Annotated in this window: 20 protein-coding genes, 2 pseudogenes and 1 other annotated feature; of the genes and pseudogenes, 10 read left to right on the top strand and 12 right to left on the bottom strand. The window is 63.6% G+C overall.

Annotated features, from left to right (window positions below; all coding sequences use genetic code 11):
• The first annotated feature begins 12 nt into the window (after positions 1 to 12).
• The 5 genes from R2823_03600 to R2823_03580 are packed head-to-tail and all read left to right on the top strand — an operon-like array spanning position 13 to position 2,967.
• A complete protein-coding gene (locus tag R2823_03600; GenBank protein MEZ5175271.1) occupies positions 13 to 453 on the top strand; it encodes a Fur family transcriptional regulator in 441 nt (146 codons plus the stop codon).
• Positions 454 to 487: 34 nt separating this feature from the next.
• A complete protein-coding gene (locus tag R2823_03595; protein ID MEZ5175270.1) occupies positions 488 to 1,168 on the top strand; it encodes an energy-coupling factor ABC transporter permease in 681 nt (226 codons plus the stop codon).
• Positions 1,165 to 1,473, top strand: a complete 309-nt coding sequence (locus tag R2823_03590) for a PDGLE domain-containing protein (protein ID MEZ5175269.1) — start codon at positions 1,165 to 1,167, stop codon at positions 1,471 to 1,473. Before R2823_03595 ends, R2823_03590 begins: the two co-directional genes overlap by 4 nt.
• A 1-nt stretch (position 1,474) precedes the next feature.
• Positions 1,475 to 2,239: a cobalt ECF transporter T component CbiQ gene (gene cbiQ / locus R2823_03585; GenBank protein MEZ5175268.1), complete on the top strand. Its 765-nt coding sequence runs from the start codon at positions 1,475 to 1,477 to the stop codon at positions 2,237 to 2,239.
• Positions 2,236 to 2,967: an ABC transporter ATP-binding protein gene (locus R2823_03580; GenBank protein ID MEZ5175267.1), complete on the top strand. Its 732-nt coding sequence runs from the start codon at positions 2,236 to 2,238 to the stop codon at positions 2,965 to 2,967. Before cbiQ ends, R2823_03580 begins: the two co-directional genes overlap by 4 nt.
• Before the next feature lie 57 nt (positions 2,968 to 3,024).
• Here R2823_03580 and rsgA read toward each other — a convergent pair whose 3' ends face one another.
• The 6 genes and pseudogenes from rsgA to R2823_03550 form a co-directional block, all read right to left on the bottom strand.
• On the bottom strand, positions 3,025 to 4,002 hold the full coding sequence (rsgA, locus tag R2823_03575) for a ribosome small subunit-dependent GTPase A (GenBank protein ID MEZ5175266.1): 978 nt from the start codon (positions 4,000 to 4,002) through the stop codon (positions 3,025 to 3,027).
• The gene (locus R2823_03570) at positions 3,995 to 5,173 is read right to left on the bottom strand and encodes a cystathionine gamma-synthase (GenBank protein MEZ5175265.1); all 1,179 of its coding nucleotides are present in this window, start codon (positions 5,171 to 5,173) and stop codon (positions 3,995 to 3,997) included. Before R2823_03570 ends, rsgA begins: the two co-directional genes overlap by 8 nt.
• Positions 5,167 to 6,093: pseudogene (locus tag R2823_03565) on the bottom strand (pyridoxal-phosphate dependent enzyme). Before R2823_03565 ends, R2823_03570 begins: the two are co-directional and overlap by 7 nt.
• Before the next feature lie 33 nt (positions 6,094 to 6,126).
• The gene (locus R2823_03560) at positions 6,127 to 8,118 is read right to left on the bottom strand and encodes an ABC transporter ATP-binding protein (protein ID MEZ5175264.1); all 1,992 of its coding nucleotides are present in this window, start codon (positions 8,116 to 8,118) and stop codon (positions 6,127 to 6,129) included.
• The gene (locus tag R2823_03555; protein MEZ5175263.1) at positions 8,118 to 9,848 is read right to left on the bottom strand and encodes an ABC transporter ATP-binding protein; all 1,731 of its coding nucleotides are present in this window, start codon (positions 9,846 to 9,848) and stop codon (positions 8,118 to 8,120) included. The genes R2823_03560 and R2823_03555 overlap by 1 nt, the downstream gene beginning before the upstream one ends.
• 3 nt (positions 9,849 to 9,851) lie before the next feature.
• Entirely contained in the window at positions 9,852 to 10,448 is a 597-nt protein-coding gene (locus R2823_03550) for a TetR family transcriptional regulator (protein MEZ5175262.1), read from the bottom strand.
• A gap of 106 nt (positions 10,449 to 10,554) precedes the next feature.
• On the opposite strand from R2823_03550, the gene R2823_03545 reads away from it, so the two are divergent.
• From R2823_03545 to R2823_03535, 3 genes are read left to right on the top strand one after another with little or no spacing between them, the layout of a single operon-like run.
• The gene (locus R2823_03545) at positions 10,555 to 11,487 is read left to right on the top strand and encodes an ABC transporter ATP-binding protein (protein ID MEZ5175261.1); all 933 of its coding nucleotides are present in this window, start codon (positions 10,555 to 10,557) and stop codon (positions 11,485 to 11,487) included.
• The gene (locus tag R2823_03540; protein MEZ5175260.1) at positions 11,487 to 12,263 is read left to right on the top strand and encodes an ABC transporter permease; all 777 of its coding nucleotides are present in this window, start codon (positions 11,487 to 11,489) and stop codon (positions 12,261 to 12,263) included. The genes R2823_03545 and R2823_03540 overlap by 1 nt, the downstream gene beginning before the upstream one ends.
• Positions 12,260 to 13,066, top strand: a complete 807-nt coding sequence (locus R2823_03535) for an ABC transporter permease (protein MEZ5175259.1) — start codon at positions 12,260 to 12,262, stop codon at positions 13,064 to 13,066. Before R2823_03540 ends, R2823_03535 begins: the two co-directional genes overlap by 4 nt.
• Before the next feature lie 27 nt (positions 13,067 to 13,093).
• Here R2823_03535 and R2823_03530 read toward each other — a convergent pair whose 3' ends face one another.
• Complete coding sequence (locus tag R2823_03530; GenBank protein ID MEZ5175258.1) at positions 13,094 to 16,126, bottom strand: BTAD domain-containing putative transcriptional regulator; 3,033 nt, start codon at positions 16,124 to 16,126, stop codon at positions 13,094 to 13,096.
• Positions 16,127 to 16,205: 79 nt separating this feature from the next.
• Between R2823_03530 and R2823_03525 the strand changes: the two genes are divergently transcribed.
• Positions 16,206 to 16,526 carry a YdhR family protein gene (locus tag R2823_03525; protein ID MEZ5175257.1) on the top strand — a complete coding sequence of 107 codons (321 nt, stop codon included), beginning with the start codon at positions 16,206 to 16,208 and terminating at the stop codon, positions 16,524 to 16,526.
• A gap of 15 nt (positions 16,527 to 16,541) precedes the next feature.
• Here R2823_03525 and R2823_03520 read toward each other — a convergent pair whose 3' ends face one another.
• A complete protein-coding gene (locus tag R2823_03520; protein ID MEZ5175256.1) occupies positions 16,542 to 16,853 on the bottom strand; it encodes an HNH endonuclease in 312 nt (103 codons plus the stop codon).
• A 71-nt stretch (positions 16,854 to 16,924) separates the two neighbouring features.
• Here R2823_03520 and R2823_03515 point away from each other — a divergent pair.
• Positions 16,925 to 17,913 (top strand): annotated as a pseudogene (locus R2823_03515) (IS3 family transposase).
• Positions 17,227 to 17,340, top strand: a sequence feature (AL1L pseudoknot). Its footprint overlaps the pseudogene before it by 114 nt.
• Here the strand turns inward: R2823_03515 and R2823_03510 are convergent.
• The 4 genes from R2823_03510 to R2823_03495 all read right to left on the bottom strand — a co-directional run bounded on the left by R2823_03510 (position 17,858) and on the right by R2823_03495 (position 22,210).
• On the bottom strand, positions 17,858 to 18,178 hold the full coding sequence (locus R2823_03510; protein ID MEZ5175255.1) for an HNH endonuclease: 321 nt from the start codon (positions 18,176 to 18,178) through the stop codon (positions 17,858 to 17,860). The pseudogene R2823_03515 and the gene R2823_03510 overlap by 56 nt on opposite strands.
• Positions 18,179 to 19,123: 945 nt before the next feature.
• The gene (locus R2823_03505; protein ID MEZ5175254.1) at positions 19,124 to 19,912 is read right to left on the bottom strand and encodes an enoyl-CoA hydratase-related protein; all 789 of its coding nucleotides are present in this window, start codon (positions 19,910 to 19,912) and stop codon (positions 19,124 to 19,126) included.
• Between the two features lie 49 nt (positions 19,913 to 19,961).
• On the bottom strand, positions 19,962 to 20,990 hold the full coding sequence (locus R2823_03500) for an aspartate-semialdehyde dehydrogenase (protein ID MEZ5175253.1): 1,029 nt from the start codon (positions 20,988 to 20,990) through the stop codon (positions 19,962 to 19,964).
• Positions 20,990 to 22,210, bottom strand: coding sequence for an aspartate kinase (locus tag R2823_03495; protein ID MEZ5175252.1), 1,221 nt, complete (start codon positions 22,208 to 22,210; stop codon positions 20,990 to 20,992). Before R2823_03495 ends, R2823_03500 begins: the two co-directional genes overlap by 1 nt.
• Positions 22,211 to 22,217 lie beyond the last annotated feature (7 nt).

Here is a 22,217-nt window from a genome sequence, read left to right as displayed (position 1 = left end):
CGGAGGGCGCGGGTGCACATCACGGCCGAGGATCTGATCGCAGTCCTGAGGGCCGAGGGTCTTCGCATCACCGAGCCTCGACAGCGAGTCTGCACGGTCATCGCCGAACGCCACGCCCAGCATCTCACCGCGAGCGCGATCCACGATGCAGTTCTGGAGGCGGACGGGGGCGACCTCGATGTGGCGACCGTGTACCGGACGCTCGAGGTCCTCGAAGCCGCGGGAGCGATCGTCCACGGCCATATCGGGCATGGGCCGACGGTCTACCACCTTGCCGATGATGCAGACCACCAGCACCTCGTCTGCTCTCTGTGTGGTGCCACAACCGCCATCGCCGCCGACGACATCGCCGTGCTGTTCGAAGGTATCACCAGCCAAACCGGCTTCATCCCCGACATTGAGCACTTCGCCCTCTCCGGCCTGTGTGCCAACTGTGCAGGACAAACGCGCTAGTCTTATTGCGAACGGTTCGCAGTAAGGACAGGGTATGCACATCCCGGACGGATTCATCGGACCCGGCGCTTCGGCAATCGCGGGCGTCGGCGCAGCCGGGGGCTTCGCGGTGGCGGTCCGACAGGCCAAACGCTACCTCACCGACCGGCTCGTTCCTCTCGCTGCGTTGTGCGCAGCATTCGTCTTTGCAGCCCAGATGGTCAACTTCCCGGTTCTGCCAGGGATGAGCGGCCATCTCATCGGCGGCGTGCTCGCGGCCGTGCTCGTCGGTCCCGCAGCCGGCTACCTCGTGCTTTCCATCGTGCTCATCGTGCAGGGGCTGGTGTTTGCGGACGGTGGATTGTCCGCTCTCGGGCTCAACATCATCAACCTCGCGGGGGTCGCCACCGTCGGCGGATACTGGATCTACCGACTCGGCCTCGGACTGACCAGCCGATCGACCCGCGCCGTCGTGATCGTCTCGGGCGTCGCTGCCGCGATTTCGGTGCCCCTCGCCGCTTCAGGCTTCGCCATCGAGTTCGCGCTCGCTGGGACGACCGAGTCGGTGTCGCTTGCATCCGTCCTGTGGTCGATGATCGGCGCCCATGTGCTCATCGGAATCGGGGAGGGAATCATCACCGCAGGCGTCGTCGCGGCGGTGATACGCTCCCGGCCAGACCTCGTCCATGGCGCTCCCACCTACACGGGGCACCGCACCGAGGATCTCGTCGCATGAGGCGCAATACGACCATCGCGATCGGCGCCCTCGCGGTGATCCTGCTCACCGGGGTCGTCCTCAGCCAGTTCGCGTCCTCGAAACCGGACGGGCTCGAATACATCGCAGAGCAGGAGGGCTTCGCGGATCAGGCACAGGATCATTCCCTCGCCGACACCCCGCTCGCGGACTACGGCGGCGACGGGGCGTCGCGTGCCGTCGCCGCCGCGATCGGGATCGCTGTCACACTCGGTGTCGGCTACGGGCTGTTCCGACTCCTCGGACGCTCGTCGACCACACCACAGCCCCCGCCACACGAGGACTGAAATGGCCGACGGCCATGTCCACGCGCTGTACCTCCATGGGCATTCGCCCATCCACCGGATGGCCCCTCAGATCAAGATCGTGACCGCCTTCTTGTTGGTCATCGGGATCGTCATCACCCCGCGGGAGGCATTCTGGGCCTTCGGCGCCTACCTCGTGGCTGTGATCGGGATCGCTGCCATCGCAGGAATCGGGCCACGATTTGCCGGGCGCCGCATGCTCATCGAGATCCCGTTCCTGCTGGTTGCCGTGCTGCTCCCGGTTCTCGGCGGGGAGCCCAAGGTTGAGGTCTTCGGTATCGCGCTGTCGGAGCCCGGCTTGTGGGACGCGTGGAACATCATCGCGAAGGCGACCTTCGGGCTCGCCGTCGCTGTCATCCTCGGAGCGACAACGCAGGTGCCCGAGTTCCTCGCGGGCCTCGACGGTCTCCGAATGCCCTCGATCGTGACCGCGATTGCCGGCTTCATGGTGAGGTACATCGATGTGGTGATGTCGGATTGGTCCCGGATGAGGACCGCGATGGCTTCTCGGGCCCACGATGCGCGGTGGTTCACGCAGATCGGCCCGATGGCGAGAACGCTCGGTGTGATGTTCGTACGAACCTACGAGCGGGGTGAGCGCGTCTACCTGGCCATGCGGTCCCGGGGATACCGCGGGGCCATGCCGGCCTCGTCGATACCTGCAACCCCTGCGCAGGAGTGGGCAATCGGGCTCGCCGCGATCGGATTCGTCTGGCTCATCGCCACCGCCGCCCTGGTGGGTGTATGACGACGCCTGTCATCGCGGTCGATCACCTCTCGTACCGGTACCCGGATGGGACGGTCGCTCTCAACGATGTGTCGCTCCACATCCACCCCGGTGATCGACTCGCGCTGTTGGGCCCAAACGGGGCGGGGAAAACGACGCTGGTCCTGCACATGAACGGCATCCACATGCCACAAGTCGGATCCGTGCAGGTGTCGGGCATCGTACTCGATGCATCCTCGGTGATGGATGTGCGGCGACGGGTGGGCATCGTGTTCCAAGACCCCGACGATCAACTGTTCATGACGACCGTCCGCAGCGATGTCGAGTTCGGGCCGAGGAATCTCGGTCTCGAAGGTGCCGACCTCGATCGCCGGGTCGATGCTGCGCTCGCCGCCGTCGATGTGGCCGACCTCGCGGAGCGTCCCCCGAACCACCTCTCGTTCGGCCAGAAGCGTAGGGTTGCCATCGCCGGCGTCCTGGCAATGGAACCCGACATCATCGTCCTCGACGAGCCAACCGCGAACCTCGATCCCGCGTCCCGCTCCGAACTCACGGCGATTCTCGACTCCCTCGATGTCACCCAACTGATCGTGACCCACGATCTGCTCTACGCCAATGAGACCTGCGACCGGGCGATCATCCTCGACCAAGGGAGGGTGGTTGCCGACGGGGAGATCACCGAGATCCTGCGCGATGAGGGCATGCTGGCCCGGCACCGGCTCGCACTCCCGAAAGGCGCGAGGATCTGAGGCAAGGCGACTCGTGCGCCCCATGGCTGGCCGCCGCGTGGTTGATGTGGCAGAGCCTCACGAGCGAGACCTCCGCTGCTTGAGCACGGCGCGCCGCGAAGCTCCTTCCTGTTCATCGATGAACCGTGTATACGACTCCCACCGATGTGTGTCGAGGTCGCCCGCTTCGATCGCCGCGCGGACAGCACACCCGGGCTCCTCGCGGTGGGCACAATCGCGGAACCTGCACGAAGTCCCGACCTGTTCGATGTCGGAGAAGAGCTGCTCGACTCCTTCCCCCTCTGCCCACAGGCCAAGAGCGCGAACACCGGGGTTGTCGATGATCATTCCCCCTCCGGGAAGCAGGTGGAGCTCCCGATGCGTGGTCGTGTGGCGACCCTTTGCGTCGCGGTCCCTCACATCGCCGATCCACGCGACCTCGTCCTCCATGACGGCGTTCACGAGCGAGGATTTGCCGGCACCTGACTCCCCGATCAGGGTCCCCGTACGGCCCGCGAGGAGCTCAAGGATCGTCTCGATGCCCGAACCGTTGGTGACGGAAACCGGAACGATGTCCACATCGCCAACCCAGGTCCGTACCCGGGAAACGAGAGAATCGACATCGGTCCGCAGGTCGGTCTTCGACAGCACGACAACGGGCTTGGCCCCGATGTCCCACGCGAATGCGGCGAACCGCAGCACCTTGGCACGGCGGAGGGGGCGATCCACGCCGAAGACGACCAACACAAGGTCCACATTCGCTGCGATGACCTGTGGACCTCCTTCGGTGCTCTCCCGAACGAGCTCCGAGGATCGTTCGAGGGCGCCGGTCACGGTTTCGTTTTCGATGAGCACCCAGTCCCCGACGGCGAGGGACAGCGATCGTGAAAAAGTCGCATGGCGCAGCGAAACCCCGTCCGATACGAGCACCTTGACACCGTCGTGGCGCACGACGCGAGCAGGATCGCCCGACGCCTCGTGCGCTGCGCGGCGTTGCTCCCAGTCACCGAACCACCCGAGCGAGACGATGCCCTGCGGATTGGCCGGACTAGCCAAGTGCCCGGTCAAGGTCGGAGATCAGGTCGTCGATGTGTTCGATCCCGACCGACAGGCGCACCAACGACGCAGGGACCTCGAGATCCGTCCCGTCAACGGAGGCGTGGGTCATGATCGAGGGAACCTCGATGAGCGACTCGACACCGCCGAGCGACTCGGCGAGAAAGAAGAGCTTGGTTCGGGTGACGATCTCGCTCGCTGCGTCGGTGCCGCCGGTCGGGGTGAACGAGACCATGCCACCGAAGCCGGTCATCTGGCGCACGGCGATGTCGTGGCCCGGATGTGACGCGAGGCCCGGATACCAAACCGCTTCGACCCTCCGATCGCCTTGGAGGAAGGCCGCAATCGCTGCGGCGTTCTCGCAGTGTCGGTCCATGCGCACGCCGAGCGTCTTGATCCCGCGAAGCACCAGATACGAGTCGAACGGCCCCGGCACGGGCCCGACCGCGTTCTGGAGGAACCTGAGGCGTTCGAACAGGTCGGCATCGTTGGTCACGATGGCACCCCCAACCGTGTCGGAGTGGCCGCCGAGATACTTTGTCGTTGAATGGACGACCATGTCCGCACCGAGTCCGAGTGGCTGCTGGAGGTAGGGGGTCGCAAAGGTGTTGTCGACGGCAACCAGCGCTCCGACGGACCGAGCCACCTCGACGACCGCGCCGATGTCGACCACCTTGAGAAGCGGATTCGTCGGTGTCTCGATCCACACGAGGCGTGTGTCAGGAGTCAGGGAGGCCTCGACGGCTTCCGGGGATGACAGGTCAGCCGCCGTCCATGCGATCCCGTGCTGGGCGAGAACGCGAGCGATCAGCCGGAAGGTGCCTCCGTAGGCATCGTCTGGCAACACGATCCGGTCCCCCGGGCTGAGCAGGTACCCGATCAGGGCCGTCGCGGCGAGTCCGGACGAGGTCGCGACCGCCCCACCATCGTCGGAAGCATCGACGCCTTCGAGGGCGGCAAGCTGGGTCTGGAGGGCGGTCCGAGTCGGGTTGTCGGTGCGCGAGTACTCGTATCCCTTGTGCACGCCGGGTGATTCCTGGACGAAGGTGGAGGTTGCGTAGATCGGTGTGATCGCGGCGCCTGTGGTCTGGTCGGGTTCCTGGCCTGCATGGATGGCAAGGGTTTCGAAACGGTGCTCGGTCACAGGCTGAATCCTTCCGCCGTCATCCATTCGTCGTTGAAGATCTTCGACAGATAGCTGCGACCGGAGTCCGGGAGGATGACGACGACGAGGCGGTCGGGGCTTCCCGCGGCAACCCGCATCGCTCCTTCGACGGCCATGCCGCACGACCCCCCGACCAGGAGGCCTTCGGTGACGGCGAGGCGCCGCGTCATCGCGAAGGCCTCTGCATCGGTCACGACCTCGTACCGATCGGTGAGGGAAGGGTCGTAGCTCTCCGGCCAGAAGTCCTCGCCGACCCCTTCGATGAGGTAGGTGGTGACATCGCCCGGTGTGGCCGCGGTGTAGATGGATCCTTTCGGATCGACGCCGACGACCTCGATGTCGGGGTTCATCGACTTGAGGTACCGGGCCGTCCCGCTGATGGTCCCGCCTGTCCCGACCCCCGCAACGAGAATCCCGACCGTTCCGTCGGTCTGTTGCCAGATCTCGGGCCCGGTCGACTCCACATGGGCTTGGGGGTTCGCAGGGTTCGAATACTGGTCCGGCCGGAAATGGCCGGGACGGCTCGCAAGCTCGTTCGCGACCGAGTAGTACGAGCGGGGATCGTCGGGCTCGACATCCGTTGGACACAACACGACCTCAGCCCCGTACGCAGCAAGGAGATCCTGTTTCTCCTTCGATTGTTTGTCCTGCATGACACACACGAGTTTGTAGCCGCGGATCGCGGCAACCATTGCAAGTCCCACCCCCGTGTTGCCAGAGGTCGGTTCGACGATCGTGTCGCCGGGAGCAAGCCAACCGTTGGCTTCGGCGCGGACGATCATGCCGAGCCCGATGCGGTCCTTGATGGAGCCTCCCGGATTCATCGACTCGACCTTGGCGACCAGGTTGCCTTCGGGATGGAGGCGCGCCAAGCGCACCAGTGGCGTCCCGCCGATCGCCTCGACGATGCTGTCGTGGATCTCCATTGACAGGAGCGTACCGTCAGCACGCACCCGGAATCAGCGGCGAACCGGAACCGCCGTGTCGGGTCGCGGATCGATGAACTGCGCGTTGTACAGGGCCGCGTAAGCGCCGCGCAGCGCAAGGAGCTCATCGTGGGTGCCGCGCTCGACGATCCTTCCTTCCTCCATGACGAGAATCAGGTCGGCGTCGCGGATCGTCGACAGCCGGTGTGCGATCACGAAGCTCGTCCGGTCGGACCGAAGCGCTGCCATCGCGTGTTGGACGAGCAGCTCCGTTCGTGTGTCGACGGAACTCGTCGCCTCGTCGAGGATCAGGAGTGCAGGCTGGGCGACGAATGCCCTTGCGATGGTGATGAGCTGCTTCTCGCCTGCCGAGATGTTGGTTCCCTCATCGTCGATGACCGTGTCGTACCCGTCCGGCAGGCTGTGGACGAATCGATCGACGAAGGTTGCCTTCGCAGCCTCGAGGATCTCGGCGTCGGTGGCCTCAGGGTTCCCGTAGGCGATGTTGTCGCGAATCGTGCCCTTGAACAGCCAGGTGTCCTGGAGGACCATCCCGATCCGGGATCGGAGGTCGGCGCGAGGCATGCGAGCGATGTCGAGGCCGTCGAGGGTGATGCGCCCCGCGTCGAGTTCGTAGAAGCGCATGATGAGATTCACGAGGGTCGTCTTGCCCGCACCGGTGGGTCCGACGATGGCGACGGTCTGCCCCGGCTCGACGATCATCGACAGATCATCGATGAGGGGCTGGTCGGGTTCGTATCGGAACGAGACATCCTCGAATGCGACACGACCGCGGGGGTTCTCGACCATTCTCGGATGGTGATCCGTTGGCTCCTCCTCGTGTGCATCGAGCAGTTCGAACACACGCTCGGCGGATGCGACGCCTGATTGAAGCAGGTTGACCATCGAGGCGATCTGCGTCACGGGATGCGTGAACTGGCGTGAGTACTGGATGAACGCCTGCACATCACCGAGGCTCATCGTCCCGCTCGCGACCCTGAGGCCGCCGATGACCGCGATGATCACATAGTTGAGGTTCCCGACGAACATCATGATCGGCATGATCAGGCCCGAGAGGAACTGAGCCGAGAAGCTCGCCCGGTACAGGTCGTCGTTGTCGACCTCGAAGGACTGCTGCACTTCCTCCTGTCGGCCGAAGACCTTGACGAGCGCGTGTCCCGTGAAGGCTTCCTCCACCTGGGAGTTGAGCGTTCCCGTGCTGCGCCACTGTGCCACGAAATGCCGCTGGGACCGTTGCATGATGAGCCCCGCAACGACCATCACGACCGGGATCGTGATGAGAGCGATCAGGGCGAGCGTCGGAGAGATCAGGAACATCATCGTGACCACGAACACGACTGTGAGCAGTGAGGTGAGGAGCTGACTCATGGTCTGCTGGAGGCTTTGGGACACATTGTCGATGTCGTTGGTGACACGCGAAAGGAGCTCGCCGCGGGGTTGACGATCGAAGTAGCTGAGGGGGAGTCGGTTGATCTTGTCCTCGACCTGGGATCGCAACCGATACACGGTGTCCTGGACGACATCGTTGAGCAGGTAGCCCTGGAGGAACGAGAGCAGCGCCGACCCCACATACAGGGCGATCACGACCAGGAGCACCGCACCCACAGCGCCGAAGTCGATGCCTTGGCCCGGCGTGACATCCATGCCCGAGAGCATCTTCGCGAACTGCTCGTTGCCTGCGCTGATCGCCGCGTCGATTGCTTGCTGCTTGGTCAGTCCCTGCGGCAGGAATCCACCAATCGCCCCCGAGAAGATGAGATCCGTCGCACGACCAAGGACGCGGGGCCCGATCGATGCGAGCGCAACGCTCACAACGGCAGCAATGAACACGAAGACCACCTTGAGGCGTTGCGGTTTGAGGTAGTGCAGGAGCCTCCGACCCGATTCTTTGAACGAAAGGGGCTTTTGGGCGATCTGCCCTCCCCCCATGCCCCGCCCGGGGCCGGGCTGGGCAACGATTCGTTCGGTTTTCTTGAGGTCGCCGGTGGTGGGACGGTCACTCATCACAACACCTCCGCCATCTGCTGGGAGTCGACGATCTCGACATAGGTCGGACAGGTTTCGAGGAGCTCGCGGTGCGTGCCAGAGCCGACGATCACACCATGGTCGAGAACGACGATCCGGTCGGCGTCCCTGATCGTCGAGACGCGTTGGGCAACGATGATCACGGTTGCGTTGGTCGTCACCGGTTTGAGCGCCCCCCGCAGCCGCGCGTCGGTGGCGAGATCGAGTGCAGAGAACGCATCGTCGAAGAGGTAGATCTCGGGGTCCCGGATCACCGCTCGTGCAATCGAGAGCCGCTGGCGCTGCCCTCCCGACAAATTGGTCCCACCCTGTGAGATCGAAGCGTCGAGGCCCTCCGGCATCTCCTCGACGAAATCACGGGCCTGTGCGATCTCGAGCGCGCGCCACATCTCTGCTTCGGTCGCGTCCGGCTTGCCGTGCCGGAGGTTCGAAGCAACGGTTCCTGTGAACAGATACGGGCTTTGCGGGACATAGCCGATGCGGCTCCACAGGAAGTCCGGCTCGAGGCTCCGCACATCGATGCCGTCGACAAGCACGGTGCCGGCGGTGGCATCGAACAGGCGGGGAATGAGGTTGACAAGTGTCGACTTTCCCGCTCCGGTGGAACCGATGATCGCTGTGGTCTGTCCGGGTTTGGCGGCGAAATCGATGTTGCGCAGCACGGGATCGGTTGCACCCGGGTAGGTGAACTCGACCCGACGGAACTCGACCTCACCCCGCCGATCGGCCGCCACGACCCCATGCTCGGGTGGAACCACCGACGAGTTCGTTTCGAGGACCTCACCGATACGGTCCGCGCTGACCGCTGCGCGCGGCACCATGATCAGCGTGAATGTCGCCATCATCACCGACATGAGGATCTGGATGAGATAGGTGAGATACGCGGTGAGTGCGCCGATCTCCATCGATCCGGCGTCGATCCGCAGACCGCCGAACCACAGGACCGCCACGCTTGCAAGGTTCAGAACCAGCAGAACGATGGGGAACATCGCCGCCATCCACCGGCCGACGGTCAGCGACACCTCCGTGAGCTCGCGGTTGGCGTGTTCGAAGCGTTGCGTCTCGTACGGCTCGCGCACGAAGGCTCGGAGCACCCTGATACCGCTGAGCTGTTCGCGAAGGACACGGTTGACGGTGTCGATCCGTCGCTGCATCGTGCGATACGCGGGGATCATCCGGGAAATGACCAAGGCAAGCACCGCGGCGAGGAGCGGAACCGCAACGGCCACAAGCCACGAAAGGCCGACATCCTCGCGCATTGCCATGATGATGCCGCCGACCATCATGATCGGTGCCATCACCATGAGGGTGAAGGTCATCATGACCAGCATCTGGATTTGTTGGACATCGTTGGTGTTGCGGGTGATCAGCGACGGCGCACCGAAGTACGACATCTCGCGCCTCGAATACGACGCCACCTTGCGGAAGATGGACGACCGCAGGTCGCGTCCGAACGCCATCGCCGTCTTGGCCCCGAAATACACCGCCGCGATCGATGCGAGGACCTGAAGCAACGAGACGGCAAGCATGATCGAGCCCTTTGCGACGATGTAGTCGGTGTCCCCGGTGACGACGCCCTTGTCGATGATGTCCGCGTTGAGGCTCGGAAGGAGCAGCGAGGCCATCGTTGCAACGAACTGGAACGCAACGATGACGACGATGAGGCGCTTGTAGGGCGCGAGGTGGCTCCTCAGGATGCGCAGTAACACGGCCTATGACCCTTCTCTGATGGTGACACCCCGCAGCAGCACCGCGACGGCTTCGTCCACCGTGAGATGAAGCTCTTCTGGCAGCAAAGGATGACGGGCCGACAGGACGAGGCCACGGAGGGCTGAAGCCACCCGCTTCGGTTCGATGGCGAGTTCGCCCGCGTGGGGTGTGATGAGGTCCGTCAGGCTTGCGGTCACCGCCACTTCGGCATCGGCGACGAACTGGTGACCGCGGCTGCTCCCGTCGGTGGCCCCCGGTATCGACCGGAGGGCATCGAAGAGCGCCATGACTTGTTCGATGCGTTCGACGAGCACGCCAGCCGCTGCGAGGAGTTTGCCTTCGAGTCCGGCTTCGGGATCGATGGCGCTGAACGCCTCCTGCACCACGACAGGATCGAGCGCTGACCTCACGGCTGCGATGATCAGCGACCTCTTGTCTGGGAACACCGAGTAGATCGTTCCCTCAGCCACACCAGCCGCCTCCGCCATCGCCGCCGTCGTGACGCCGGATCCGTACGCGGCGATGAGCGGGGTGACCGCGGCCACGATCGCCTTCTGGCGCTCCTCGGTCGGCATCGGTTTGGCTCGGGTCGTCTTCACCCCACCAGACTAATACTGAGTGAGCACTCACTCACACGGTGACCTTGGCATCCGACGAGTCGGGCGTCAACCGCCGAGTGTCGGATCGTGTCGTCGCTATCTTTCCATGCCCATGTCCGAAGCGCTCATCACGGCCACCAACCTTCGCAAGACCTTCGGCGACTTCGTCGCGGTTGACGGTGTGAGCTTCGAGGTTCGGCAGGGTGAGTCGTTCGGTTTCCTCGGGCCGAACGGTGCAGGCAAGACCTCGACCATGCGGATGATCAGTGCACTGTCCCCGATCTCGGGAGGCACGCTTTCGGTTCTCGGGCTCGACCCGACCACCGAGGGCCCTCGATTGCGTTCGAGGCTCGGTGTGGTTCCCCAGGAGAACAACCTCGACGAAGAACTCACGGTCCATGACAACCTGTACACCTACGGGCGCTTCTTCGACATCCCGAAGACCGAGCTCAACGCTCGCATCGACGAGTTGATCGATTTCGTCAAGCTGACCGACAAGCTCCATGCACCGGTCGACGCGCTGTCGGGCGGGATGAAACGCCGTGTCACGATTGCACGCGGCCTCATCAACGATCCCGACATCTACATCCTCGACGAGCCCACGACCGGACTCGACCCCCAAGCCCGACATGTGCTGTGGGACCGCCTGTACCGGCTCAAGCAGCGAGGCATCACCCTGCTCATCACGACCCACTACATGGACGAGGCCGAGCAACTCTGCGACCGGCTCGTCGTGATGGACAACGGGCACATCGTCGCCGAGGGATCGCCACGGGCATTGATCGACGAGTACACCCCGCGCGATGTCGTCGAGCTCCGCTTTCCGGTCGGTGTGCTCGAAACCCTCGACGGCAGGATCGAGCAACTGTCCGACCGTACCGAGATCCTCGCCGATCGTGCCCTCGTATACACCGAAGACGCCGAGCGGACGATCGCCGCCGTCCACAGCGAGGGCATGCAGCCCGAGACGGTGCTTGCGCGCCGATCGACCCTCGAGGATGTCTTCTTGCGACTCACCGGCCGAACCCTGGTCGACTGATGGCAGTACCCCTGTCGGTTCGAGTCGTCGAGTCTGAGCTGCGTGCGTACCGGCGAACCTGGCGTGGATCGGTGTTCACCGGCTTCCTCAATCCGGTTCTGTACCTGCTCGCGATGGGACTCGGGCTCGGAACTCTCGTCGATGAGAACCTCGCTTCGGGTGCCGAGGGCATCTCCTACCTCGCGTTCCTCGCGCCGGGCCTCCTCGTCGCTACGGCGATGCAAACCGGCGCGGCCGAAGGCGCATGGAAGGTCATGGCGGCGATCAAGTGGCGCCAGACATGGCACGCAACCCTTGCAACACCGGTGGGGGTCAGAAGCCTCGCCCTCGGTCAGGTCGCGTGGTCGACGATTCGTGTCGCGATGGTCTCGGTGTCGTTCGCGATCGTGATGGTGGCGTTCGGTGTCGCATCCCCGCTTGGATCGCTCGCATCGACCGTACCCGCGGTCCTCGTTGGAGCAGGCATGGCGGCCGCGACGACGGCATTCACGGTCCGTCTCAGAACCGATTCGGCCCTCGCGACCTACTTCCGGTTCGTCGTCATACCGATGTTCCTGTTCTCCGGGGTCCTGTTCCCGATCACCCAGCTTCCCGGATGGCTTCAGCCGGTTGCATTCGTCACACCGGTCTTTCACGGTGTCGAACTTGCTCGCATGATCACCCTCGGATCGACGCCGATCGTACAGCCATGGATCAGTTGGGCCTTCCTCGTCGCGATCGTCGTGGTCGGAACGGTTCTCAGCGTCGGGCCGATACGCAGGCGGTTGACGCCGTGAACCGATCGGGCTTCGCGCCGCGCGTGATTCCGCCGCTTCCGCGAATGTGGCGCGGCAGGTTCCTCCTCGAGCGCAACCTCGTCGCGATGCGCACGATCTGGCCCGTCCTCCTGTCGGGGTTCTTCGAACCGTTTTTCTATCTCATCGCGATGGGTGTCGGCCTCGGAGACCTCGCGGGTGAGGTCGACTTCGCCGGAAGCCCGGTCGAGTATGTCGCGTACATCGCGCCGGCAATGCTGGCCGCTTCGGCAATGAACGGCGCCGTGTTCGAGTCGACGGGGAACATGTTCTTCAAGCTCAGGTACGGCAAGATCTACGACGGGATCCTCGCAACCCCGGTCGAACCGACCGATGTGGCGTCCGGCGAGATCGTTTGGACACTCTCGAGAGGAGCAGCGTATTCGGTTGCCTTCATGATGGTCATGGCCGCGATGGGCCTGATCGAGTCACCCCTCGGCATTCTCGCGTTCCCCGCTACGGTCCTCATCGGCTTCGCATTCGGCGCCATGGGCACCGCCGGAACCACCTACATGCGTACCTGGCAGGATCTCGACATCGTGGCGTTCATCACCGTGCCTCTCTTCCTGTTCTCCGCCACCTTCTACCCGCTCTCGGTCTACCCGGTCCCTCTCCAGGTCGTGGCTTGGTTCTCACCGCTCTACCACGGAGTCGTCCTCCTGCGCGGTCTCACGCTCGGCGTCCTGAGCTGGACGATGCTCGTCAATGTCGCCTATCTCGGGTTGCTCGGTGCGGTCGGATCCGTGATCACCGCTCGCCGCATCGATAAGATGCTGCGGGTCTGAGGCAGCCCATGAAGCTGGCCTCGTTCCTCAGGCACCATCTGCGATCGTCTCGGCGAGTTCGAGGGCAAACGGAATGAGATCCGCGATGGGCTCCGTCGTCGGACCCTCGATCCCGACGGACCGCGCGACCTCGCGATGCGTGGCGGCGTACCAGTCCGTGAACCTCATCTCGCCGCGACCCAATCCGCCATCAACGGCGGCGACGAGACGCCTTGCCTGCGCCGAGCGGTTCGTCACATGCGCCAAGCGTGCGAGACGGTCGAAGTTGGCTCCGATGTGCGACCAGCGTGAGAGCCGTTCTGCTATCCGAATGGCTTCTGCGTACCACCCCGCTGCTGGGCCGATCTCACCGCTCCGCTCGCTCAGATCTCCGAGGAACCCGACCGCCGAAGCAAGGCATGCATCATCACCGATGCGGCGCAATCGATCGGCCGCCTCCAGGTACCGCGTCGTCGGATCCCCCGCTTCCTCTTGGAAGTCGCAATGGGCGAGGCCGTTGAGCCCGTGGGCGTGCCACACCGGATCCCCGATGTCCTGTGCGATCCGCATGCACCGTTCGAAGTAGGGGCGCGCAACGCTTGGCCCGTACGCATTGTTCACCAAGAAGAAGTTGGCGAGGTTGTGAAGACCGTAGGCGGTCGACCACAGGTCACCCATCTCCCGAAAAGCCGAAATCGACAACAGTTGAACTTCGATGGCATCGTCGCTCATACCGGCAAGGCCAAATGCGTCTCCGAGGTATCGATCAGACCACGCGACCTCCCATGGCCGGTCGAGTTCCACGAAGATCTCACGAGCGGTCTCGATCGGTCGTCGCGGGTCACCAGCCTCGTCATAGATGTGCGCATGACCTCGCAGGTGCACGCACCATGCCTCGTAGTACCGGTCACCTTCGGCCCTGCACACCGCTTCGGCGGCTTCGATCCTCGTCGCCGCTGGCTGTACATTGACCCGGATGACCTGGATCCCATCGGCGCGTGCAATGGCCCTTGCTCGGAGTAGCGGATGGTCGTCACCAGCCGCATCGAGTGCCGCATCGAGCCACAGCGACACCTCGCGCCAATGTCCCGCCATGAACCAGAACCATGCACAGGATGCCACAAGCCCGAGCGCGATGTCGCCGCGTTTGGCATCGACCGACCACCGCAGTGCCTTCCGAATGTTGTCATGATCTGCCCGCAAGCGAGCAAGCCAGTCGGTCTGCTCTCGGCCCCGCAGACCTTCGTCGGCCCTGCCACACACCTCGAGGAAACGAAGCGCGTGGACCAGGTCGAGATCGGCCGCCATCTCGGAGGCATGGAGCTGCTCCCGGGCAAACTCACGGATCGGTTCCAGGAACCGGTACCGAACCCCGTGTTCGCGGTGGACCTCGACCAGCGACTGATCGACGAGGGAAGCCACGATGCCGGCAACCTCATCCAACGGGACGATTCGGCCCCCGAGAACAGCCTCAGCGTCCGCGAGTGTCCAGCCGCCGAGAAAGACAGCGAGCCCAACGAAGGCCCGTCGCTCGTCACCGGTCAGCAGGTCCACACTCCAGCCAATGGCCGCCTTCATGGAGCGGTGGTGTGCAAGCTCCGTGCGACCCGCGCCGAGCATGCTGAGTCCTCCTTCGAGGCGTTCTGCGAGATCGGCGAGACCGAAGGCACCGATCCGGGAAGCAGCCAACTCCACGGCGAGCGGAAGCCCGCCAAGGGCAATGCACAGGGCCGAGATCGTCCGCATGTCGTCACCTTCGAACGAAACCTCGTGTGCGGCTTCTCGAGCGCGCACGACAAAGAGCCGAACCGCCTCGGTCGCCACTTGAACCTCCAGCTCATCGTCAAGATCCGGAAGCTGAAGGGGGGGAACCAGCCAGATCGTCTCGCCAGGGACCCGAAGCGCGACGCGGGAGGTGGCGAGAATCGTCGTGTTGGGGCATTCGGAGAGGATTCTTCCGACGAGCATCCCGACGGCGTCGACCATGTGCTCGCAGTTGTCCAACAAGAGGAGCATTCGCCGGGTACCAGCCAGCGAGACGAGGGCATCGGTCGGATCTGTGGCGTGGCTGGCAGGCTCACCCATCGCAATGCACACCGCGGCTGGTATGTCGTCGGGATCAATGAGCGAGGAAAGCTCGACGATCCAGACACCGTCGGCGTAATCCATCAGGGACCGACTCGCCTGCTCCCTCGCGAGGCGACTCTTGCCGGATCCCCCCGCACCTGTCATCGTCACCAACCGCGAATCACCGAGGCTCCTTGCAAGGGAAGCCAACTCTCGTTCCCTTCCGACGAACGATGAGACGGAAGCAGGGAGATTGTGCGGTCCTGTCGGAACCCGCAGGTTGAGCGTCTCATCTTGGAGAACGACCGAACGCTCCAGTTCCCGCAGCTCAACGGAGGGGCCTATGCCGAGTCCCTCCCCGAGCACGGTCGAGGCTTCCCGGAACACATCGAGGGCATCTCCGGCGCGACCCGAGCGGTAGAGCGCGAGCATCAACTGCGCCCAATACGCCTCGTGGTATGGGTGTTCCGTGGTGAGTACGCGCAACTCAGGGATGAGATCCCGATGGCGTCCGATCCGGAGACCGGCATCCATCGCGTGCTCGGCGGTCCTGATTCGGCGCTCCTCGAGGCGCCTCGCTTCCCCGTCAGCGAACGCAAAGGCGCTGAGATCGGCGAGTGCCGGTCCGCGCCACAGCGCGAGGGCTTCACGCGCCGTTTGCCACCGACGAATGGGATCGCTCGCGAGCCTGCTTGCATCATCGGCGAGTGATTCGAACCGTGCGGCATCAATGATATGGCCGTCCAACGCGAGTCGGTAGCCCGGTCGTTGCGTGACGATGGTCGTTGTGCCGCCGAGCGAGCGACGCAAGCGCGATACATGGCTCCGCAGCGACTTCGTCGCTGTTCTCGGTGGCGTGTCGCCCCACAGTTCGAACACCATTCGATCCGCGGAGACGACGGTTCCGGCCTCAACGATCAGGAGGCCGAGAATGGCGCGCTCCTTTATACCGGAGATGGTGACCGTTTGGTCCCCATCCCGGATCTCGAGCGGACCGAGGATCCCAAACTCCACCGGTCAATCATACGCGCCGCAACCTTTCGGCAACCTCGACTTGATACGAATGGGTGAGCCGCGACACCAGGAGGTTAAAATGCATGCGGTCTTGATCACATTCCGAACAGATGCAACGCTGGAGGACCTCGTTGATCCGTTCACTGACTACGCGCACGCCATGCAGGGCGTGGCCGGGTTGGTGTCCAAGACATGGATCACCGACGGTGATCTCGTTGGTGGCTTCCACATCTTCGAGTCGACTGCCGCCGCTGATGATTATCTCGATTCTGAGATGGTGGCGAGCCTGACCGGCAACGACACATTCCACGGTTTCGAGGTGAGGCGATTCGACATCCTCGACGAGTTGAGCAGCATCACCGGGAGCCCGTCGGTGGCCCTCCAATCGAGTTCGCTCTGATTCCAACACACATCGTTAGCCCGACAAGGGAGGCCCTCGGCGGCTTGGGCGAAGGAGGCGGCGCTTGTGCGGTGGTGATTCGGTGTCGATGCGAAACCCGTTGCCGTGGATCGCGACATGATGGTGGTACCAGCACAGGGTGGTCAGGTTCGATGGATGGTGTGTGCCGTGTTCGGATCGGGGAATGATGTGATGCGGTTCAAGGCGGTATCGGCTGTTGCAACCATCGATCGTGCATCCACCGTCGCGAAACAGCACCGTATCGCGGATCGCCGGAGGGATCGCCCGGGTTGCTTGTGACGCGAAGACCGGATTGTCGCCGTCCATTCCGACAACCCGGACGGTCCTGAATCGCCCTGGGATTCTTGGAGGCTCTTGAGTGTGGAAAGATGAGAGTCATGTCAAGGGAAATCACACCAGGAAGGCCGACGACTCGTCGGTATACGAAAGAGGAGAAGGATCAGGCTGTCCGGCTGGTTTTCGAGCTCCGTAAGGAGCTTGGGACGAGCCAGGGCACGGTGGTTCGCGTCGCTGACCAGTTGGGGTATGGCCCCGAGTCTGTGCGTCGTTGGGTAGCTGACGCTGAGATCGAAGCAGGGGATGCCCCGGGCATGTCTGCTTTTGAGCGGGCAAAGATGAAGAAGCTGGAGCAGGAGAACCGTGAGCTGCGCCGTGCGAACGAGATCTTGAAGCGGGCTTCGGCTTTCTTTGCGGCGGAGCTCGACCGCCCACACAGATAATGGTCAAGTTCGTCGACGAGAATCGTGACGAGTTCGGGGTCGAGCCCATCTGCACCACGCTGGAGGTGGCCCCCTCAACGTATTACGACAACAAGAAGCGGCCCCTGTCCGCGAGAGCGCTGCGGGATGCGGTGATGATGCCGATCCTGTTGGCATTGTGGATCTCGAACCGGAAGGTGTATGGGGCTCACAAACTGTGGAAAGCAGCCCGGCGTGCCGGCCATGACATTGGCCGTGACCAGACGGCTCGTCTGATGAAACAGCTCGAAATCCAAGGTGTGTCACGGCATCGACGGGTTCGTACAACACGACCCGACGAGTCAGCCACACGCCCCCAAGACCTGGTGGATCGTGACTTCACCGCGGCTCGTCCGAACCGTCTGTGGGTAACAGACCTCACCTTTGTGTCGACCTGGTCGGGGGTGGCATATGTGTGTTTCATTGTTGACGCATTCAGCCGACGGATCGTTGGGTGGAGGGTTGCTTCCAACATGCGCACCCAGATGGTCCTCGACGCACTCGAGATGGCACGCTGGTCAAGAGGCACCCGCCTTGAAGGCCTCGTTACGCATTCCGATGCCGGATCTCAATTCACGAGCGTCCGATACGGTGAACGTCTTGCCGAGATCGGAGCGGTGCCTTCGATCGCTTGTGCGGTGGTGATTCGGTGTCGATGCGAAACCCGTTGCCGTGGATCGCGACATGATGGTGGTACCAGCACAGGGTGGTCAGGTTCGATGGATGGTGTGTGCCGTGTTCGGATCGGGGAATGATGTGATGCGGTTCAAGGCGGTATCGGCTGTTGCAACCATCGATCGTGCATCCACCGTCGCGAAACAGCACCGTATCGCGGATCGCCGGAGGGATCGCCCGGGTTGCTTGTGACGCGAAGACCGGATTGTCGCCGTCCATTCCGACAGCCCGGACGGTCCCACCACAGAGAACCGCTTCGAGCACATCGGGACCGACCCGTGGACCGAAGGCCACCTCCACAACCGGACCATCAGAGGCGGGAGATCCCGTTGACTGCCCATCGGTTCGAGCATCGACGGTTCGGGCGTCGACAAACACGGTGATGTGGCCCAACGAACCCGCCGAGGACCCGACATCTGATTCTCCAGGGTCGCTTTCGAGGGAGTCTTGCAACATGGCAACCAACGCATCAGCCTGACGCTGCGCCCTCGTCGATGCCTCGGCACCTGGAATCAGACGCAGTTCGTCGGCTTTCTGAGTGACTGCCTTGTCAACGATCCTGCCCATCACCCCCGACAAGCGCCCCGAAACGGTCCACGCTGATTCGTCAAGAGTTGGCTGAACCGAAAAGTACCGCTCAGCGAACACTCTGCGCTCATCAACCGGCTCCGTCCGACGCCGCCGTGCAATGAGCTTGCGGACCTGCTCGAGGTTCATCGACCTCGTATCCCTCGCCTCATGCTCTGACATGCCGGTGGAGATCAGCTTGTGGGTTGCCACGGCCCGATCAAAAGTGGTCGTGGTTCCAAGGTCTCGCTGCACATTGCGGCCGGTATCCCTGCCGCCTCGTCCTGCAACCACAAGGGCCCGGGCGGTTTCACGGCTGACATCGAGATGCGACTGCAACCACTCACCAAGCGTACGAGACGCATCACTGCGATGCGCCTTGGCTTTGTCCAACTCGTTGACAAGACACGCCTGCCACGCTCGGAGCTCACCAATCCGGCGCTCAATACCAACCAAACGCTCCTCAATATCCGAAATCCTATGAGGACCAAACAAACTGCTCATACCAAACAACGTATCAGCCCGGTACGACAGAAAATGGGCAGCGATCAGGGCGTGGATTGCCAGCTACGCACCTCTTCGGTGCCGGGTTTCTGATCAGCTGCCGACGAAGTCGGGGCGCCGTTTCTCGATGAAGGCGGTCACGCCCTCGTAGAAGTCCTTGGTGCTCCCTGCGGCGAGGATCGAGGCCGCCTCGTCGGCCATCTGCTGTACCGGCGTGTTGCCGAACGACGAGCGGATCAGCTCCCGTGCCCGCACGAACGCTCGGGTCGGACCCGCGGCGAGCTTCGTGGCGAGCGCCTCGACAGCCCCTGAGAATTCGGCATCGGGGACCGCTGCGTTGACCAGACCGAGCGTGACCGCCTCGTCGGCCGACAGGCGCCGATTGGTCAGGATCATCTCCATCGCAAACCGGGTACCGACCATCCGAGGGAGCCAGAAGGTGCTCGAGCCGTCAGGGGAGACACCGATGCCGGTGTACGCCATGGTGAAGACGGCCGCCTCCGACGCTATCGCGAGGTCGGTTGCGAGCGCGACTCCCATCCCCGCCCCGGCCACGGTGCCGTTGATCGCGGCGATTGTGGGGAAGGGGAGATCCATCAGCACCTGGACCGCTCCGTGGAGCCCGTCGAGCACCTCGCCCATGACCTCGGTAGGGTCGTCCCTGTGATCGTAGAACGACTGCACATCTCCCCCGGCACAGAAACCCCTCCCGGTTCCGGTGACCACGAGCGCCCGGATCGACGCATCCTCCCCGAGTTCGATCAGGGCATCCTTGAAGGCGTTCGCCATCGGCACCGACAGCGCGTTCAAGGAGTCCGGCTCGTTCAATCGAACCGTTCCGACGCTCCCGTCCTTCGACACCACAACGAGCTGCTCGGTCACGATCTCTCCTGTTCGGCTCGGCACCACGATAGGTCCACTGGCAAGGCGTTCAATCGACGAGGAGTTCCGCGAGCTCGACGGCGTTGAGCGCGGCGCCCTTCCGGAGGTTGTCCCCGATCGCGAACAGCGAGATCCCTCCAGCGGTTCCCGTCGTTTCCCGAAGGCGGCCGACAAGGACATCATCGATTCCAGCCGAGTCGAGCGGTGTCGGGACCCTCCGGTCGTCCCACAACTGGATCCCCCGTGCGGTCCCGAGGATCGCGACGGCTTCGTCGAGATCCATGCGACGATCGAACCACATCGTGGCCGCGATGGCGTGTCCGACGAGTACGGGGACCCTGACACAGGTGGGCTCGATCGCGATCGTTTCCCGCTCGAGGATCTTGCGGGTCTCGTTGACGAGTTTCCACTCCTCGTCGGAGTATCCATCGTCAGTGATCGCACCTGCGAGGGGAACCACATTGAAGGCGATCGGGCGTGCATAGACCTCCCCACCCGGATCCTCCCAACCGCCCGTGGTGAGGGCCTCATGACTGTCCGCGAAGAACTCCACCTCGGTCTCGAGCTGCCTGATGCCGGTCTGCCCGGTTCCCGACACCGATTGGTACGAGGTGGCCATCAGGAACTTGAGACCGGCGGCGTGGTGCAACGGACCGGCAGCCATCAGCAAGGTCATCGTCGTGCAGTTCGGATTCGCCACGATCCCTTTGTGCTCTTTGATTGCGGCGTCGTTCACGCCTGCCACCACGAGGGGCACATCTTCCCGCATCCGGAACGCGGAGGAGTTGTCGATCACGGCGGCACCGGCGTTGACGAAGCCCGGCGCATACTCGAGCGATCGGGCGGCGCCAGCCGAAAACAGCGCGATATCCACGCCTGCGGGATCGGCGAGAGCGAGATCCTCGATCGTCAGCTCACCCCACGGCGTTCCAACCTTCGTCCCTGCGCTGCGGTGCGAGGCCATGAGCCGGAGATCCGAAAGGGGGAAGCCGCGCTCGGCAAGGATCGCAAGCATGGTGGTTCCGACGGCACCGGTCGCCCCCACGATCGCGACCCGCGCCGCCGCATGCCGGTTCATCAGCCCGGCCCGCCGTCGAGGCCAAGCCCCGTGTGAAGCGCCTTGACCGCGTCGGCGACGCGGTCGTTCCTCACGACACACGAGATCCGGATCGGTGAAGTCGAGATCATCTCGATGTTGATTCCCTGATCCGACAGCAGCCGGAACATCCGTGCCGCCACACCGGACTCGGTCTTCATGCCGAGCCCGACCACCGAGATCTTCGCGATGCCGCGGTCCACCGTCACACCCCCCGCACCGACAGCCGCGGCGACCTTCTCGGATTCCTCGGTCGCAGATCCCAACGACAGCTCAGGAACGGTGAAGCTGATATCCGTCGATCCGTCATGGCTGACATTCTGGACGATCATGTCGACATTGATCATGGCGTCGGCAAGCGCCTCGAAGAGGCTTGCCGCGACCCCCGGTGTGTCCGGCACCGCGTAGACGGTCACCTTGGCTTCGGATTCGTCGTGGGCGATACCCCGAACGACAGCTTCTTCCATTGTCTCCTCCTTGACCCAGGTCCCGTCGCCATCGTGAAACGACGACCGGACATGGATGGGAATGTTGAACCGCCGCCCGAACTCCACCGAACGGGGCATCAGGACCCCTGCACCCGCCGATGCAAGCTCGAGCATCTCAGAAAAGGTCACCTCGTCGAGTTTCCGCGCGGTCGGAACGAGCCGAGGATCCGCGGTGAAGACCCCGTCGACATCGGTGTAGATCTCGCATCGCTCCGCTTTGAGAGCCGCGGCGAGAGCGACGGCGGTTGCGTCCGACCCTCCACGGCCGAGCGTCGTCACATCCCTCGAATCGGGGTTCACGCCTTGGAAGCCCGCAACGATGACCACCTTGCCCTCGTCGAGCGCACCACGCACCCGGTCTGCTTTGATCTCGACGATCTCGGCTCTTCCGTGTCGGCCGGTGGTGAGGATTCCCGCTTGGGAGCCCGTGAGCGAGGTCGCGGGGACATCGAGATCCTGGATCGCCATCGCCACGAGGGACATCGTGACGCGTTCGCCTGCCGTCAGGAGCATGTCGAGCTCCCGTGGATGCGAGCGATCGGATACCTCTGACGCAAGCGTCAGCAGATCGTCGGTTTGGCTGCCCATTGCGCTCACCACCGCGACCACCGCATGTCCGGATCGAACCGTGTCGACCACGCGGTGCGCCACGCTCCTGATGCGGCCTGCGTCGGCGAGCGAAGTTCCGCCGAACTTCTGGACTACAAGGGTCATGCGGCGC

The sequence above is a fragment of the Acidimicrobiia bacterium genome, assembly GCA_041393965.1.
Classification (GTDB): Bacteria; Actinomycetota; Acidimicrobiia; order Spongiisociales; family UBA5794; genus UBA5794.
The sequence above is the reverse complement of the archived record's forward strand: the minus strand, read 5'-3'. Positions and strand labels throughout refer to the sequence as shown.

Excerpts from the sequence above, each read along its gene's own strand:
- R2823_03595 (MEZ5175270.1), top strand. The coding sequence starts at position 488 with ATGCACATCCCGGACGGATTCATCGGACCCGGCGCTTCGGCAATCGCG.
- R2823_03590 (MEZ5175269.1), top strand. The coding sequence starts at position 1,165 with ATGAGGCGCAATACGACCATCGCGATCGGCGCCCTCGCGGTGATCCTG.
- cbiQ (MEZ5175268.1), top strand. The coding sequence starts at position 1,475 with ATGGCCGACGGCCATGTCCACGCGCTGTACCTCCATGGGCATTCGCCC.
- R2823_03580 (MEZ5175267.1), top strand. The coding sequence starts at position 2,236 with ATGACGACGCCTGTCATCGCGGTCGATCACCTCTCGTACCGGTACCCG.
- R2823_03570 (MEZ5175265.1), bottom strand. The coding sequence starts at position 5,173 with ATGGATGACGGCGGAAGGATTCAGCCTGTGACCGAGCACCGTTTCGAA.
- R2823_03560 (MEZ5175264.1), bottom strand. The coding sequence starts at position 8,118 with ATGAGTGACCGTCCCACCACCGGCGACCTCAAGAAAACCGAACGAATC.
- R2823_03545 (MEZ5175261.1), top strand. The coding sequence starts at position 10,555 with ATGCCCATGTCCGAAGCGCTCATCACGGCCACCAACCTTCGCAAGACC.
- R2823_03540 (MEZ5175260.1), top strand. The coding sequence starts at position 11,487 with ATGGCAGTACCCCTGTCGGTTCGAGTCGTCGAGTCTGAGCTGCGTGCG.
- R2823_03525 (MEZ5175257.1), top strand. The coding sequence starts at position 16,206 with ATGCATGCGGTCTTGATCACATTCCGAACAGATGCAACGCTGGAGGAC.
- R2823_03520 (MEZ5175256.1), bottom strand. The coding sequence starts at position 16,853 with ATGGACGGCGACAATCCGGTCTTCGCGTCACAAGCAACCCGGGCGATC.
- R2823_03510 (MEZ5175255.1), bottom strand. The coding sequence starts at position 18,178 with ATGGACGGCGACAATCCGGTCTTCGCGTCACAAGCAACCCGGGCGATC.
- R2823_03500 (MEZ5175253.1), bottom strand. The coding sequence starts at position 20,990 with ATGAACCGGCATGCGGCGGCGCGGGTCGCGATCGTGGGGGCGACCGGT.
- R2823_03495 (MEZ5175252.1), bottom strand. The coding sequence starts at position 22,210 with ATGACCCTTGTAGTCCAGAAGTTCGGCGGAACTTCGCTCGCCGACGCA.